The organism is Pauljensenia sp. C0170B5 (genome assembly GCF_056590195.1).
The window spans coordinates 55,894-71,793 of the sequence record NZ_JBWPVR010000008.1; the positions used below are offsets into that span (position 1 = coordinate 55,894).

General features: G+C 55.9%; 10 protein-coding genes. 1 reads left to right on the forward strand and 9 read right to left on the reverse strand.

Features of this window, described 5'->3' with window-relative positions:
- Positions 1–36: 36 nt before the first annotated feature.
- Together AC1EJZ_RS09085 and AC1EJZ_RS09090 are read right to left on the reverse strand one after the other, a co-directional pair.
- Positions 37–756: an L-ribulose-5-phosphate 4-epimerase gene (locus AC1EJZ_RS09085; protein ID WP_070725670.1), complete on the reverse strand. Its 720-nt coding sequence runs from the start codon at positions 754–756 to the stop codon at positions 37–39.
- Positions 757–995: 239 nt separating this feature from the next.
- The gene (locus AC1EJZ_RS09090) at positions 996–2,030 is read right to left on the reverse strand and encodes a LacI family DNA-binding transcriptional regulator (protein WP_480294659.1); all 1,035 of its coding nucleotides are present in this window, start codon (positions 2,028–2,030) and stop codon (positions 996–998) included.
- A gap of 267 nt (positions 2,031–2,297) precedes the next feature.
- Between AC1EJZ_RS09090 and AC1EJZ_RS09095 the strand changes: the two genes are divergently transcribed.
- Positions 2,298–2,540 carry a CsbD family protein gene (locus AC1EJZ_RS09095; protein WP_480294660.1) on the forward strand — a complete coding sequence of 81 codons (243 nt, stop codon included), beginning with the start codon at positions 2,298–2,300 and terminating at the stop codon, positions 2,538–2,540.
- A gap of 196 nt (positions 2,541–2,736) precedes the next feature.
- Here AC1EJZ_RS09095 and AC1EJZ_RS09100 read toward each other — a convergent pair whose 3' ends face one another.
- From AC1EJZ_RS09100 to AC1EJZ_RS09130, 7 genes are all read right to left on the reverse strand, one after another.
- Positions 2,737–3,279, reverse strand: a complete 543-nt coding sequence (locus tag AC1EJZ_RS09100) for a YagU family protein (RefSeq protein WP_070725672.1) — start codon at positions 3,277–3,279, stop codon at positions 2,737–2,739.
- A gap of 265 nt (positions 3,280–3,544) precedes the next feature.
- Positions 3,545–4,549: an adenosine deaminase gene (gene add / locus AC1EJZ_RS09105; RefSeq protein WP_480294662.1), complete on the reverse strand. Its 1,005-nt coding sequence runs from the start codon at positions 4,547–4,549 to the stop codon at positions 3,545–3,547.
- A 139-nt stretch (positions 4,550–4,688) separates the two neighbouring features.
- Positions 4,689–5,339, reverse strand: coding sequence for a sortase (locus AC1EJZ_RS09110; protein ID WP_285016129.1), 651 nt, complete (start codon positions 5,337–5,339; stop codon positions 4,689–4,691).
- Between the two features lie 62 nt (positions 5,340–5,401).
- Positions 5,402–12,115: a SpaA isopeptide-forming pilin-related protein gene (locus AC1EJZ_RS09115; RefSeq protein ID WP_480294663.1), complete on the reverse strand. Its 6,714-nt coding sequence runs from the start codon at positions 12,113–12,115 to the stop codon at positions 5,402–5,404.
- Positions 12,108–13,097 (reverse strand): Cna B-type domain-containing protein, encoded by a 990-nt coding sequence (locus tag AC1EJZ_RS09120; RefSeq protein ID WP_480294664.1) that lies wholly within the window; start codon positions 13,095–13,097, stop codon positions 12,108–12,110. The genes AC1EJZ_RS09115 and AC1EJZ_RS09120 overlap by 8 nt, the downstream gene beginning before the upstream one ends.
- 70 nt (positions 13,098–13,167) lie before the next feature.
- Positions 13,168–14,145 (reverse strand): class C sortase, encoded by a 978-nt coding sequence (locus tag AC1EJZ_RS09125; RefSeq protein WP_480294665.1) that lies wholly within the window; start codon positions 14,143–14,145, stop codon positions 13,168–13,170.
- 17 nt (positions 14,146–14,162) lie between these two features.
- Positions 14,163–15,794 (reverse strand): SpaH/EbpB family LPXTG-anchored major pilin, encoded by a 1,632-nt coding sequence (locus AC1EJZ_RS09130; protein ID WP_480294666.1) that lies wholly within the window; start codon positions 15,792–15,794, stop codon positions 14,163–14,165.
- Positions 15,795–15,900 lie beyond the last annotated feature (106 nt).

Sequence of the window (15,900 nt, forward strand, 5' to 3'; positions counted from 1 at the left end):
GTGGTCAGTGCCTGCGCGTGTGGCTGGCCGACCTTGCTACTTGCTGTGTTGCCCATACACGTTTTGATAGCGCGCGTAGAGACTGTCGATTTTGTCCTGAGGGATTGCGATCGGCTCGCCCAGCTGTCTGGCAATGTGGACGGTTCGCGCCACTTCTTCAACCATCGCTGCGGCTTTGACTGCGGCGCGCCCATCTTTGCCGATCGTGAAGGGCCCGTGGTTCTGCATCAGCACTGCCGGGCTGCGAGAATCCTTCAAGGTATCCACAATTCCGCGCCCGATGGAGTCATCTCCGATTAATGCGAACGGACCAACAGGAACGGGGCCGCCGAATTCGTCGCCCATCATGGTCAGCACGCACGGTATTTCTTCGCCGCGCGCTGCCCACGCGGTCGCGTAGGTGGAATGGGTATGCACGACGCCGCCCACTTCAGGCATGTGCCGGTAGACATAGGCGTGCGCCGCCGTGTCTGAGGAGGGTGAGCCCTCCCCCAGAATCAGGTTTCCTTCCAGGTCACACACCACCATCGCGTCAGCGTCCAGCTCGTCATAGGACACTCCCGACGGCTTGATGACGAGCAGGTCCTGGGAGCCATCTTCGGCTTCTCCTCTGATTCGCTGCGACACGTTCCCTGCCGTCCATACGATCAGCCCCCATTTGGGCAGTTCCGCATGAAGTTCAGCGACGAGGGCACGCGTCCTGGCTACACGGCTGGTCAGTTCAGCGCTCCACGTGTCCGGGTTTCGCACGTCCATTGAGTCCTCCACATCAGCATTCGTCTCGGTCGTAGTGTGAGCGCCGAGGGCGACTCGCCCACCTGATCATGCGTTGATCAGACATCGGCTTCGATGTCCTCCCCAGCACGCCACCACGCCGTTTCTGCTTTGTTTGATCCGGTGAGGTTAACGTTAACACACTGTGTCCAGGGATGGAACCTTTTTCACGCAATCAATTTTCCAGATGCCACGCGACGAAGTGCGCCTCGTTCCCCTCGTCAATGCGCAGAAAGAGGCGGGGCGGCGGTGGAGGCGCGCACGACCAACTCAGGAGTGAGCAGCGTGGGCGCATCTGGGGCCCGGCCTTCCAACGCGTGCATCATGACGGTGACGACCGCCTCTCCCAGCCCGCGAAAATCCTGACGCACCGTGGTCAGCGGTGGCATGAAGTAGCGTGCGCCCGGCTCATCATCGAACCCGACCACCGACACGTCGCCCGGCACCGTTATGCCCGCACTGGTGAACGCGTTGATCAGGCCCAGCGCAAGCGGGTCATTTGCCGCAAAAACAGCGGTGGGTAAGGTGCCGTTCGCGATCGCTGTGCCAACCTCGAATCCGACAGAGGCTTCCCACCCTCGCGTGGAATAGACACAGGGCGTTAGCCCATGGCGAGCCATCACGTCACGATAAGCCTTTTCGCGCCCCTGAGCTTCGAACCAGTCGGACGGGCCTGCCAGGTGGGTGATCGCCGTGTGCCCGTGGCTGACCAGATGCTCAACCGCCAGGCGTGCCCCCTCATACTGGTCAACCGCGACCGGTACGACGCCCAGGGATTCTGCTGTGCTGGCCGACGTCACTGCCACCACGGGAACAGACACGCGGATCGTTCCCAGATCCTCCGCAATGTCTTCGATGGGAGCCAAAATAACGATGCCTTCAACTGCCAGGCCGAGCATGTGGTCGATCGCGTCGCCCAGCGTGTCAGGTGTACACGAATCAATCGGCGTCACGGCGAGGAAATAGCCGGCCCGGCTGGCGGCGAGCTCAATGGACACCAGCATGGACGTCGGGCCGTAGTGCGTTGATGTGGTGGTGATCAGGCCGAGGGTTCCGGAGCGGCGTGTCACGAGTGCGCGAGCCACAGAATTGCGGCGGTATCCCAACTGTTCAATGGCATCGAGAACCCGCTGACGTGTATCTGGTGCGACTTTTCCACTGGCATTGAGGACTCGGGAGACGGTCTGATGCGACACCCCTGCCGCTGCCGCCACATCCATCATCGAGGGAGGTCGAGCAGAGTGATGCGCTATCACAACCACAGTCCTTTCTGTGAACAGATGACGCGACGCAATGTGCATGAAATCAGGAACGCGCGAGGCACAATACCGGATGGTGCACGGTGCAGGTCGAGCGTTCCCGTATCAGTAGTGTCTCACGAAATGGCGTAGATGTGAGCGTTCATATCGCTATTTGACTTCGAAATTACGCGCATGGGAGAATCTGCCTCTTTTCTCTTGCGCACGAGGCCTGGTAATGAGAAAGTAAACGTGTACCAATTCACATAACAAAGGAGGTTCGCTATGTCAGATCTGGAGAACACTTTCGACAAGGCTGCCGGTAAGGTCAAGGAAACTGTTGGAGATGTCAGCGGCGACAAGGATCTCGAGGCTGAAGGCAAGGTTCAGAACGCCGAAGGCAAGGCCAAGGACGTTCTGGAAAACGCCTCCGAAAAGATCAAGGGAGCTGCCGAGGATGCCGCTGCTGGCGCTCGCGCTCTGGCCGATCGCGCAAAGGACGCACTTAGCGGCGACAAGGGCGAGTGAGTTCACTTCTCACTTTCCCAATAAGGTCGCGTCGGGTGGCTCATTGAGGTTCGACCGGGCGTGTGCCTGCTGAAAGTGTCGTGGGGCCTGCAGTCAGTAGACTGCGGGCCCCACGTTTATCAGGTCACGTGCCTGTCCGGAAGCACTGCCGCTGCCGGCGCAAGCCGCGCGAGCATCACCTCGCCCCTCGCGAGCGTTATTTTGCGGCAACAGTCTCCAGTTCAGGATCCGGCTGGTGCGTGATGCGGTTACGCAGATCGCGGCGCACGATTTCAATGGACCACATCCACACGATGTGCCCGAAGAACTCTGAGAAGTGCTCAGCGAAGGGCTGCTCCCACGGGGCGGGCACAATGCCGATGGCGGGCATCAAAATGACATGGAAAACGACGTACACGACGATGCCGAATGCTGCGCCCTGCCACAGAGTGACCTGCTTGCAGACCTCAGCGAGCAGGCAGTACAGCAGTGCGAAGAAGATCGCGAACGAGAAGTGAATGATGAAGGAGTAGATCGGAAGCTCGTTGCCGTTATAGATCACCGACGTGTGGGACATGTCGGGTGACATTCCGAGCATTTCGAGTGTGGATTGCGGAGGATTGGTTGCATTGCGTTCGGGTGTGCGCGGTGGGAACGGAACTTCCCAGCCGAATTTCACGATGGCGGAAAAGAGGCCGGCAATCAGTCCGACGAGCGCCGCAACCTTGTAGTTACGCTGCTCTGGTTTTGTGGTCAACATGTACCCTCACATTTAGGCTGTTTCCAGGCGCGAAGGTTCACTGCGATCCGGTGACCACTATGCAGCGAATGCTCAGTCGCCTCCAGCCTCGCTGCGAATCTTGCGGGGCACGTGATGTCACGCGCTCAGCGATTATTATTCACCCTCACCAGTCACAATGACAAAATCTGCCCGCGCTCGGTTCAGCTTGTGCCGTGTGCTGTGGCCCGCTCGCCCTCGTTCCTCATTGACGAGGGCGGCGCCACCACTTACGAGACACGAATGTTTACTGCAGTGCGGCGTTGATCTGTGCGCGCAGCTTTTCTTTAAGACTGGGCGCAGCCCACGAAATGTCTACTGCGTTGAGGCTGAGCTGGGCGAGGAACGCGTGGTCGACCTCGGACTCGTCAGCCAGGAGCTGGAAGTTTTCCGCAATGTAGCCGCCGAAGTAGGCGGGATCATCTGAGTTGACAGTGACCTTGACGCCCCTGTCGGCCAGTTCCTTGATCAGCGGGACTTTGGAGCCGTCGGATACCCACGTATTCGACACAGGGCAGCATGTCAGGCCGATGTTGCTGTCCACCAGATACTGCACGAGTTCCGGGTCTTCGATAACGTTCGTTCCGTGATCGATGCGGTCAACCTTGATGGTGTCGATAAGCTGGCGGATGTGGTCAATGGAGTGGGCGATATCCACGTCGGCGTGCATGGTGAGCAGGAAGCCTTCGCGACGCGCGCGGGCGAACACCTCGGTGAACTTGTCTGGCGCATTTCCCGTTTCATCTGAGTCCAGCCCCACGCCGATGATCCAGTCCTTGTATGGCAGGGCTTCGAGCAGTGTTGCCATCGCGTATTCGGCCTGGAAGTCGCGCAGGAAGCACATGATGAGCGCGGATTGGATGCCCAGGGTGGACTCAGCTTCGAGCTGGGCGCGGTGCAGCCCGCTGATGACGGTGTGGAAGTCAATGCCGCGGCAGGTATGCGCCTGCGGGTCGAAGAACATTTCCACGTAACGCACGTTCTGTTCGGCGGCTCTTGTCAGGTATGCCAGGGCGAGGTCGTAGAAGTCTTCACTGGTGCGCAGCACGTTCATGCCGTCGTAGTAGGAGGCGAGGAATGAGGCTAGGTCGGTAAAGGCGTAGAACTGCCTCACTTCGTCCGGCGTGGATTCTTTCAGGGTGATTCCGTTGCGCTCGGCCAGTGCGAACTTGAGTTCGGGTTCGAGCGTCCCCTCGATATGCAGGTGCAGCTCGACTTTGGGCAGATTGCGAACAAACGGCGAAATTTCCATGGCACTCTTCCTTCGGTGAACGTGCGGGATGCTTGCAGCATGTCTGCCCGCAGAATATCTGTCCGCTCGGCGTCCTCGCAATACACGCCTCGACGATAGCAGGGCCAAATATCCGATTCGTGTCAGTTACGGAGGCATTTTAAGAATCGGCTGCGCAACGCAGAAGGGTTTTCTGCTGGCCAGAAAACGATGGCGCCGCCAGCGTGAGATCCCATTCGTCACTGCGCTCACGCAGAGCGCTGACATCGTCGTTCTCAATCGATTCCACTGTCAGGACGTGGTAGCTGTAGACCGCTCCAGTGACGTCCGTAAAGTAAAGGGCATCTCCGTCCGGAATCTGCGTGAGATCGCGGAATATTCCAGTCGTATTGGAGGCTTCGATGACGAGGTTGCCGTCTGCAGCATTTCCGTATGTGGCAATGGGTTCTTCGGCCGCTTCGTCCGCGGGACTGAGGACGGGAAGTCTCCTGTCAAGCCGTGGAATGTCAAGTATTCCAACGTAGTCGTCACGACCTACGCTGACACTTGACAGGGGTTTGGAGGGTTCTGTTCCCACGATTGCTGGGTGACGCTGCGTCGGCATCTGCTGTTCGATGGCTGACACTGTTCCGTCGAAGGAGCGGGGCTCGCGTCGTCCACTCATCAGCATTGTGAGGACAAGAGCAAGACCAACCAGACACACGACGATCCCAACGATACGCACTGAAGTGCCCAGGCGAATTCGCGGTACTGCCCTTTGCATATCTTTTCGCAGCTGAGCGTCGCCTTCCACGTTCTGATCCCCCATCATCCGTCATCTCTGCGGAGCTTTCATTGTTTCACGTGGGTCAGATGATGTTCTGCTCTCCTGCCTCATTCCTCCAGATAGCGGCGCCTCTGACGCATTGCCATTGCGGCTGCTGTTCCCACTACCAGAATCATTCCCGCCACCGTGTACATCAGAGTTCCGCTTCCACCAGTTTGTGGGATCTCATATGGCTTGTAGTTCTTCACCAGCATTTGCTCAGAGACTTGTCCAGCTCCGGGCTTGGTCACAACACGGCCGTCCCAGCTGAGGTTGTAGCCTTCCGGCGCTTTCAGCTCACTGACAAAATACTCATCGCCGGCGAGGTTGGCGAATTCCACCAAACCATTGTCGTCTGAGATTGCGCTACGCGTCAGGAAATAGGTCGTGCCATTCTTAACCGTAGTGGACGGCACATTTGCGCCGACCTGGGTCTGAAGCGCCTGGAAGTCATCTGTGCCCATCGCCTCCGACTTTTCTGGTGAGTAGAGGCCGAAGATGGCGCCTGGAAGCGGGTCTGTGCACTCAGCGTTTTCGGCGCACGTATCACCGTCAACTTTTCTGAGTGTCAACTGCCACCTGTCGAGTCTGTTGACCGCCATGAAGTGCATCGACCTGGTCGCGTCGTAGACGAATTCTTGTTGGCCGGTAGTCTCAACTGGCGTCTGCCCAGTCGTGTCTACAAATTTCGTCAGCGTAGCTCCAGCTCCGTCGTCAATCTCCGCGATGTGGTACTTGCCACCAGCGCTCCAGACCCACGGCTCACCGCTCTCGCCCCATTGGCCGTTCGCGTAGCTGTATTTGTGTTGCGGAGCTATCTCAATTGGCTCTGACTCGGAAGTTCCCTTGGCAATCGGAACCGTCACCACTGCGAAGTTGCGGTTTTGTGCGGTGAGGACATCCCCGATGGTCTTTCCATCGGCCAGATCCGCATTTGTTATCGGATCTCCGCTATAGACCACGAAGCGATAGCTAGTATCGACAGCGGCAGTTGCAGGTTGTCCCTCGGCATCAACCACGGACTTTCGCAAGGTGATGCTATTGGGAACCTGGACCCCAACTTTTTTCGGGATAGCCTGCAGGACCATGTCCTGAGTGCCGGGCGCTACATAGCTGTAGCCGAAAGTGTTGTAGCCAATGGCTCCCCTGGCCGGATTCTCGCCCGCGGCGATCCTGGCATCGAACCGCACTCGAAGCTTCGTCTTCCCAGGCATGAGTTGTTCACTGCCGTCGCGGGTGTCAAAACTGATTCGCAATGCGCGTGAGCTGGGTTTTTGCAATCCCCATGCGTCGCTGGATGCTCCCGCCCAATCTGTCGCATCGAAGGAGGTCTTGTCTGAGAACTCCGCCTTATAGCGTGAAGGATCAATGAGAGTCCATTCACCTGTCTCTGTTTGTGCTTCCACCACAAGATTCGGACTACTCGCAAAGTCAACCTTGAAATCACTCAATCGATCTGGACCCACCCCGAAGGTATATTTATCTTCAGGTTGTGGCAGATTGTTGATGATCGTCATCTTCTGAAGGGCATCGTCCCTATTGTTTTCGACCTCCATGGTGTAGGTGAAGAGGCTCGACTGCTTCGGCAGCGTAATAAAGTCCGGCGATTGCCCCGAGGTCACCTTGTTCTCTGGATTGTCCTTTTCCTCAACAGATTCAACCGATGATGTGTAGGCATCCTGCGCAATCGGAATAGACGCATCCGCCTGGATTGCGGGCACGTCCGGCACTGACGCCCACTTACAGAGCCTTCCAGTGGTCGTGCTGTAGCAGTAATTGCCAGCCTTCGTCGTGTCCGGTTGAGAACGGTCGTTTTCGTTCGACTCTGTCGGCTGGGCATACTTCATATCGTGGGTTGTCGGCGAGCCGCGTTTAACGTCCGCAGGGTCGAACGTGTCCACCGGAAGAGTGACGTAGCCGCTGTTGTAGACCAGGTGATAGTTGCCGTCCTTCTTCGGGTTCGTGGAACTCACACTCATACGCAGGAACTCGCCCGGCGCAAGCGGGTACCCTTTATTTGCGTAAGAACGGCCGGGGGCGTTTAGAGTCTGTGAACTTTCGATCACTCGCACATTGAGACGTAGCTTTGTGGCAGTCCGTGGGTTTCCGTCCCCATCGTTCATCTGTTGCTCAACGGTATCAAGCCACACATGCGCAATCGCGTTACCCGAACGCAGCGCTAGTGGTTCACCATTTACTTCAATTCTCCCAACGCTTCCCCAAGCGGGAGTTTGCGCAGTTATTTGCGCCGACTGCGGGGTGCCATCGGCGGCGTAGGTCCACTCTTTGAAAGTAATAGGCGAAGTAGCGGAAGCGTCAGAGGAGTATCCCGTGGAGAACTCATTCTGTGATTTCTCCAGGACCACTGCACCCGTGAACACATAGCCCTCGTCGAGCACATCCGAAATGACGTAGTCCTCGATCACCTGGTCGGAATCATTATGCGCGGTGATCGCCCACTCGAGAGTATCCGCATATCCAGCGTAGGCAGGATTTGCAGTTCTTTGCCCGTCGGGTCCGGTCTTAGCAACCACGGACTTAGTCACTCCAGGAACTACGGATCCGCGTACAAGATTGACACCTGAAGTGAGCCACTGGGTATTGTCGTCTCCGCCTACGAATCCGGTGGAGTTGGCCGTCGCTGTGTCAATGATGCTGCGGTCACCGTCGTTGAGCGGATTGTTCGCCAATGGCTTGGAGGTGATGCTCACATCAGGATTGGTTTTTACCCCGGTACCGGCGAAATCGTCAAAAGGCATAGCCAGGCCGTTATGCGCCGTTGGCTGCGTGAGCGACTTTTCGCCCGTGATGGCATAGTACTCGAAAGCAACGGTCTCACCCGAGTTGAGGTAGTACTTGCCTCGTGACTCGTCATAGTTCAGGTCCGACCCCTCAAGAGAATTATCGAAGCTGAACGTGATGTGGGTTGGATCAACGGGATTGATCTTGGCGTGGACGCTGGCTCTCTTCACCGATGATTCAGTATTGGTCAGCGTCACCGGAACACTCCCCGGCGTGGTCTGCCAGTTCGTGTACTGAATAAAGTCCCCTGGGAACCACGATCTTTCAGGCGGCTGCGTTTTCCCGCCTGGTAACACTTTCAGTTTCACTACGGGCTGGGTGGTTTTCGGCGGACGCCAGCCAAACCCCAATGCTCCCTCGTCATCAAAAACAATCACGTCCGACGAACAGGGATGGGAACTGTCACGAGAGCGGATTTCGCATCCTTCTTGGGAAACCCGAAGCCCTTCGTCGCCGATTCCGGATCCGAATATGAAGCCTTCGGGGAGTTTGTCCTGCACATCGTTGAGGTAGAGCCGCGATTCGCCGTCGTTGTGGATGACGCCGTAATACTGCGCATACTTCACCTGCTTCGTCGCGGTACCTATGGTGCTGTTCTGGTAGAACACACGTCCATTCAGCCCCGTATCTGGAACCAGCACTGGACCGGATACGGATGCTGAGCCACTGCTGCCATCGGCATGATGCCATTCAGTCGATACTCCATTCGGTGTGATTCTGCCGGTAGCCACGACACCCTTTTGAAGTTCTGCACGCGATTCACCTGCAAGATAGTGACTCACCTGAGACTGCGCGTCTTTCACATGCCAGGTATTGAACAGCGACTGGTTCCCGTAGGCCGAGCGATACGCATTCCACTGCTCGCCGGCAGGGAACTTCACCGTCACGTATATATAGGCTGTCTTCGTTAAAGAAATCGTGACATCCTCTGGCCACACGATGAACTGCTGGGTGGGATCTACTTCGCCGTTGGCGGGATTGGCGTTGGTGATCTGCCAAGCGTTCAGATCTCCAGACTCTACGGTCAGCCCATTGTGCTGCGGGAACTCGATACTGACCAGGTCTTTGGTCCACGGCTCTTCGACGAGGCGCTTAGGCAATGCGTCGTAAATGTCCTTTCCAGTGAGCTGGAAGGGTTCCGTTCCCAGACGGGAAAGACCTAACCGATACGTCACGCTGGTACCCGGAGTCAGAGCACTCACCGATGCCGTTTCGTCCTGGTCAGGAGTTTCGCCTTGCTTCGTCACAATACGCTTTTCCGAGGAGAGAGCAGACAGATCCATCTCCGTCTTATCGGTGACTCGAGTATCAGGGGGCATAATCCCGCCGATGTTGATCGCTCCAGGATTGCCTGGCACCGTCGGTTCGAATCCCGTGCGCTCAGGCGCCGTCAAAGTCCGATATGAGACTGTGACAGTGGACGGGTTAGCAAAGTCCTGCGAATTCATATACCAGTAGGTATTTGTCTGCAGACCCTTCTTATCGGCAAGCTGAGTGACTTCGATGCGATCAGCAACGAATGTTTTCTCCGTTACCACGCCTGCGGCGTTCTTTTCCCGGGCAGAGAACACTACTCCCGTGTAGGTTCCCGGTTTGTCGAGAACGTAGTAGGTTGAGCCGTCACGTGTGATGGTTGTGATCCCGTTGGTTCCACCAAGATGCGAGTTGGCATTTGTGGCCGGGACGAGCAGTACTTGGGAACCGGACAGTGCGTCAACCATTGGCAAGGCGTTGTAGTCGGCTTTGCCGCCCCTTCGCTCGAGAGTCAACTGGTAGTCCACGATTGTTCCCGCAGTGATGACGTGTCCGGATTGCTCAACCTTGGCGTTGTTGATATACGCGGCCTTATTGAGAGAAAAGTCCTTTTCCACATTGACTTTATCGGGTACGTCTTTTCCTTCGATATTCACCGTGTTTGTTGTTGCCGCCTCGTCAGGGTCGGCCTTCGTCATCGACTGGTCCTTAACGGTCGCGCGGACCGCGAGCTTGTATTCCTGACCGCCGTGTACCGTCGGAACTTCCCAGGTGAGGGTGTAGAGGGTATTTTCGCCAACTACCAATTGTTTCAATGCGGCGCTGAGAGCTTCCGGATTTCCAACCACGTCTTGCGTATTCCCGCCCTCACGCATGACGGCAAACTTACCTGCCGAAGTCTTGGTGATAGTAAGGCTGGCTGGTTCTGCCTGTGTGCACTCTAGCTGGCTGTCCGGCGTAGTTCCTTTTCCAGAGGTACTCGTGTGCTGAGCAATGGTAGCTGTACACCATTTGGCGTCTGTAACCTTGATACTCGGAGCTGGTTCTAAGTTGAGCATCTGTGCCATTTGCGTGGGACTGACGTAGTAGCCTCTGGGCAGGGCATCGATGATTTTGCCCTGGTCCGCGCGCCCTTCATTGACTGTCCAGGGTGAGGTTCCCTCGTTCTTCACGTCGATCGTGAACTCTACCGGGTCGCCACTGCGATAGGTGGCGTTCGGTTGATCGTGGGTCTTGGTTACCGAGGGTTTCGCTCCGTCCGGTTTGACCGGCGTCTCAATAGTCTTGTTCAGTGTCACCGCCGGCGTATGGGAGTAATTCACCTTGAGATCGAAACTGTTTGTGAAATTGAAGGTGGCATCTTCTGGCGGTACGTATGGACCTTGAGTCGCGCGATCCCACCCCTGCGGCTCCTTGACAAGGAAGAAATCGTCGGCAAACTTGATAGCGAGGTACGTTCCGGGGGTTTCCGGCGTATATGAGAACGAAATCTTTCGCCCGTCAGGGCTCACTGTGAATGTGTGGGTGTTCCACGCATTTCCGCCAAGCCCATTCGAGGCATCAACGCCGAATACGGGGCGTTCTACCCCGTTGACAGTGACTGTTTTGTAATAGAAGTGGGTGTAGTTGACTCCAGTCGCATTCCACCCCTCACGCTTGTCGTAGTCGCTAATCTTCCGCTGCCAGTAACCAGCGTTCTGCAGCTGTGGGAGTACTTCTGGATTAATCTCGATGTTTTCAGGCAAGGTCAGAGTGTCGGTATACACCAGCTTCCCTGATATCGGATCCTGTCCTACCTTGCTGCTACCCGCCGTAAGCGTCGCGTCTTCCACCTGGTAACGCAGTCCCCTGATGTAGAAACGGCCACTCTTCGGGTTGAATGCGACTGACGGATCGACGGGTGCGCCCCAGGCCTCTGTTTCCTTCTTCCATGTGGTGGCAGCCTTGCTCGCGTCTCGCAACTCTTTGTGAGCCTCAAGTTCGTGACGCTCGGTATCCCAGGTAGCAGAGTGGATTCCACATGAAGGTGCAGTATCTGCACTCGGCGCAGGGGCAGTGTCCGAGGCCTGATCGATCTCTTCTGCCCAGATGCTCACTGCACCACCCGGAGAGGCAGGTGAATCGTACTTCACCTTCACTGGAAGAGAGAAGGCGTCGCCAATATTCGACCCCGCCACTTCGATGTAATAGAAATTCTCTGAGTTCGGAACCTTGTTGAAGGTATAGGGATTAGTGTTCGGAGCGGTTTGATAATAGGTGGTGCCGACCTCAAGCTTTGCTGAGGCTGCTCCTGCCAATACGTAGCCCATTTTTGGTCCATCGGCTTTAGTCGCGCTCGTTCCCTGAGATTCAGTGTTTTGGAACTGGAAGTAAACACGGTACGTCTTGTTCGGATCTGCGGCAGTGTTGGAAATACCGATGGTTTGACTGAAAGTTTCTCCTGTGAAACGTCGACTTACACCTCCGTCCAGTGCCGGATCTTTGATAGTCTCTTCGCCGTTCCCGCCGTTTTCGTAATCGGTCTTTACCTCGATATCCCCGGTTTTCAGGCTCGTCAGCACAGATGAGGCTGGATCAGCGGGGCAGCCTTCCGGAACCGCTCCTGCCAGCGGGCCGCTCAATGAAGATGCTTGAACACCCAGTCCCAGCATGGTCAGCAGCAGCGTCAATGATCCGATCACCGCCAGATAGCGGCGCCATCCTTGCAGGCTTTCCACTTTAGCCACGATTCGTAGCCTCCATCTGTGAAGAACGACGTTGGTGCTGTTTCACTCCAGCCACAGTGCCAACACCCATGAGAAGCACGGCGCCAGCTATACGCCACGTTTCGCTCGTGCTTCCTGTATGCGATAGCGGCTTACGTGGTCGCGGCGGAGGCGGAGTGGGACTGGTGTTGGTCACGATATATGTTTCTCCCACTCGGGTATTGCTCGTCACGTAAGAGGTTCCCCGGAGATTCTCCACTCGCTCTGAGACCTTCCATTGATGTCCTCCTTCGTCGCTCCACGAATATACCCACCCGTTAGCAGCGGATAGTGTGACAACTTCAAACAACTGGCCGTCGCGTAACAGGTCAACGGTAATTTGCGAAGGGCGCTCAGCCTTGTTCCCACCGTCATTCCAATGCTTAGTGATCTTGTATTCGACCCCGTGCGTTGGGCGCGGTTCCTTATCAGTCTTGGCTTCAGATGTCACGTCATAGTTGATTTGCCCGCCCTCATCAACTGTCGGAACTGCGATCAGACTTGGGGCAAATGTGTATGTCCACGTTGCGGTCGTTACCGGTGTTGTGAGCACCAGGTATATCCCGACGTGCACGTCATGAAAAGCTGCAGTTCCGGATTGATCGATAGTGGAGATCGCATCGGGTTGGACACTGTTTGCCTGAAGATATGCGGCGAGGGCGTCTGCCAATCCGGCCCAGTCAGTCGGTTGGGCCGAAGTTGAGGTATGAGTAACGGCCTGGTTCCAGCCAACTGCTGCAGCGTATGGAGAAATGTCTGGAACAGCCGGGTAACCAGCAGCCATCTCCGCTATCCGGTATGCACGTACCTGAACAGATTCGGGCGCGACGTTGTCGTGAACCAAGGTTGGATAGTGCATGGAAAGCGAGCCTGGCGTATCCGGATCGACCTGTGAAAAATCAATCGCGAAAAGCGGCGCAGGATCTGCAGCTGCCGTCGCAGGAAGCATCGAGACAGCCGCCATGCACACACTGGCGAAAAGAGCGTATAACGCTCTCCGGAATTTAGCCGGATATGTCATCTGCTCATGCCTTTCACTTGCGAGATCGCTTATGTTGGTACGTGACACTTCTACGGGTGGAGTGTCTTCCAAAGCCGAATATGAATATTCCGAAAAGAATGACGAAAATCGGTACCGATACAACGGAGGAAACCAAGATCGGATCCACTGTCACGGCATCTGCTGCGACGTAGTCCTGCTCGCCTCCCTCGACTCGGTGCCCTCGTACAAGAAGTCGGTGCGTGTTGATCGCGTACGGAGTACACGTGACAAGGGTGACGTAGTCTCGGTCTGGATCGATATTGAGAGTATTGATTTCCTGTGGCTCAACAACTCTGATCTGGTCAACTTCGTATGTGAGCGAACGGTCGAGGACATGCAGGACAAACCTGTCGCCCTCCACGAGCTGATCAAGATCAGTGAAGAGTCGTGCCGTAGGAAGTCCCCTGTGCCCGGACAGTGCAACGTGCGTTCCGGGGCCACCACCTGGAAGAGATGTTCCCGGAATGTGGCCGACGCCCGCCTGCAAAACCGCATCGTCAACCGTGTGATAGATCGGAAGACTCACTCGAAGTTTCTTGATTTCCAGATGTCCCATCATTGAGTCATCAGTCACGTTCAATAGTGACTTGTAGTAGTCCAATTGTTCGCGGGAAGGATGCATTCGTGAACGGTTTTTGAGCAAATCCTTGTTGTAACTATCAACGGCCTGCCATTGAGCATCGAAATCTTCCTGGCTCATTCCTGCGACAGCTTCATCGTATTGCGCGATTGCACGGCCTTGATGAAGAGTGTTGATGTAGTTACTGATTGCCGGATACAGCAGAATGACCAATCCGGACAGGAACGCGAAAACCAGAAGTACATCTACGAGTTTGCCCCGTGCACGCTTGTTTTTCGTTGAGTTTTCCTGGTCGGGACCATTTGAATGCGTGAGTCGCTCCCCTTTTGATTTCGCACGTCGGGTGCCCGGAGTTTTCTCCGAGCACCGCGACGTACGAGATGCAGTCATCTGTCAAGAACGATGACTTATGCCTTGCGGCGGCGGTAGATGATACCGATGCCAGCAGCGACCATCAATCCCACACCAAGAACCGTGAAGATCACGGTGCCCATGCCACCGGTGGTAGGCAGGTCCGAACCTGAGGTGTTCTCGATGTCCAGTTTGACGGTGGCGTCATTAACTGTGCCGGGGGCGGCATTTCCGCCTCCGGGCGTAATGTTCAGTTCGGTGAGCTGGCCCTGCCCCTGGTTGTCTTCAGAGTGAGTGGCGGTAATCGTGAACTGGAAGTATGCATCATCACCTGACGGCAGGTTGTATCCGGTAGGAGCTGCGGTCTCACGAAGGAAGTACGTATCGGCATCCAGGCCCTTGATCGTCCATGCTTCGCTTGCGGCTACGGTGAATTCAGTGCCACCGTCACCATCTACCCACCCAGTAATCTTATTGTCGACAATTGTCGCCGACTTCAATTTATCTGAGCTGTACAGACGGAACTTCGCACCGTCCAGCTTGATCGAGGGATCTTTCGAGTCAACCTTTGTTGTGTCCAACTTGTAGGTAAAAACCCATGTGTGATCTTCAGGCGTCTCACCATCGCCGTCACCGTCGTTGACATTCTTCTGATAAATCACCTTCGACCTGTTGCCGTTGCCCTTATTGTCGATCCGCGCGTTCTCATTGACGGTTGCTGAATAAGTGACGACTACCTTCGAATCAGCACTCAGGGTCGCGCCTGCAGCCTTCGCTGCGGCTTTCAGATCAGCAAAAGAGATCTTGAAGGTGGTACCGCCCTGGTAGTGTCCGCTCTGGTCAGCTGCCGGGTTGGGGCCACTCACTGTATAGCTGCTTGCAGCCACATCTTTCCCGTCGATTGTGACCTTGATGTCGTCGTTGAACGTCAGTCCCTTGGACAGCGTGTCTTCGAAAGCGTAACGGTAAGTGGTGAAGTCAGCGACGTTCGATGGCATCGTACCAGTCAGCGTGAATGGAACTTTCTCTCCGATCTCGTAGTCAGCGGTCTCGCCCTTGGCTTGGGTTGAATCCTCGGTGACTTGCTTGTCGCTTGTCGGAACAGAGCTCTTGGACTGGACAGTCACGTCGTTGACGACCTGCAGAATTGGCGAGGTGAGAGCTGATGCGCTGCTATCTGTATCTTTGATCAGGTAGTAGCCCGGTGCGACTTTCACTGATGTATAGGTGAAAGGAGCTTCGTTACCGGACTTCGTGAAGGTATCAGCTGGATCCTTTACATGGTCAGTCGCGATCTTCGAAAACTCAGTGACCTCTCCTGCCGAGGCTGTGGCAAGCATATTGGCAACTTCAGCAGCAGTACTGGTAGCTGAGATTCCCTTGGCACTAAATGTGGAGTTAGCTGCCAGCGCGGCAAGCAGGCCCTGCTGATCAACTTGAGCTCCCCACGTGATTGCGGTCAGTTCATTGCTGCCTGCCTTGGGATCACCAGCAAAAATCTGGTAGGCGCCATATGTGTGATCGCCTTCTTGAGAAGTGACTGTAATGGTGTGACCATTTTCCTGGGGCACAGCGTGAGTTGCTGTGCTCGCAAGATTCATTATGCAAAGCGCGAGTGCAAGAACGGCGACGAGTGCGAGAACAACACTCCCACCCCTAACTCGCTTACCTGACGGTAAAGTTTCCATTTTTCCTCCGAAGAACGTGAAGTAGGGACATTGACAGTGTAGCAACGAAAATCCTGAAGCATCTATCACTTCGGCTCGCTTAGCCACCAAATGTCTGCACAGTCGC

What these genes read in the sequence shown, in the direction of transcription:
- AC1EJZ_RS09085 (WP_070725670.1), bottom strand. Translation starts at nt 756, where the DNA reads ATGGACGTGCGAAACCCGGACACGTGGAGCGCTGAACTGACCAGCCGT.
- AC1EJZ_RS09125 (WP_480294665.1), bottom strand. Translation starts at nt 14,145, where the DNA reads ATGACTGCATCTCGTACGTCGCGGTGCTCGGAGAAAACTCCGGGCACC.
- AC1EJZ_RS09095 (WP_480294660.1), top strand. Translation starts at nt 2,298, where the DNA reads ATGTCAGATCTGGAGAACACTTTCGACAAGGCTGCCGGTAAGGTCAAG.
- AC1EJZ_RS09130 (WP_480294666.1), bottom strand. Translation starts at nt 15,794, where the DNA reads ATGGAAACTTTACCGTCAGGTAAGCGAGTTAGGGGTGGGAGTGTTGTT.
- AC1EJZ_RS09120 (WP_480294664.1), bottom strand. Translation starts at nt 13,097, where the DNA reads ATGGCGGCTGTCTCGATGCTTCCTGCGACGGCAGCTGCAGATCCTGCG.
- AC1EJZ_RS09110 (WP_285016129.1), bottom strand. Translation starts at nt 5,339, where the DNA reads ATGATGGGGGATCAGAACGTGGAAGGCGACGCTCAGCTGCGAAAAGAT.
- add (WP_480294662.1), bottom strand. Translation starts at nt 4,549, where the DNA reads ATGGAAATTTCGCCGTTTGTTCGCAATCTGCCCAAAGTCGAGCTGCAC.
- AC1EJZ_RS09100 (WP_070725672.1), bottom strand. Translation starts at nt 3,279, where the DNA reads ATGTTGACCACAAAACCAGAGCAGCGTAACTACAAGGTTGCGGCGCTC.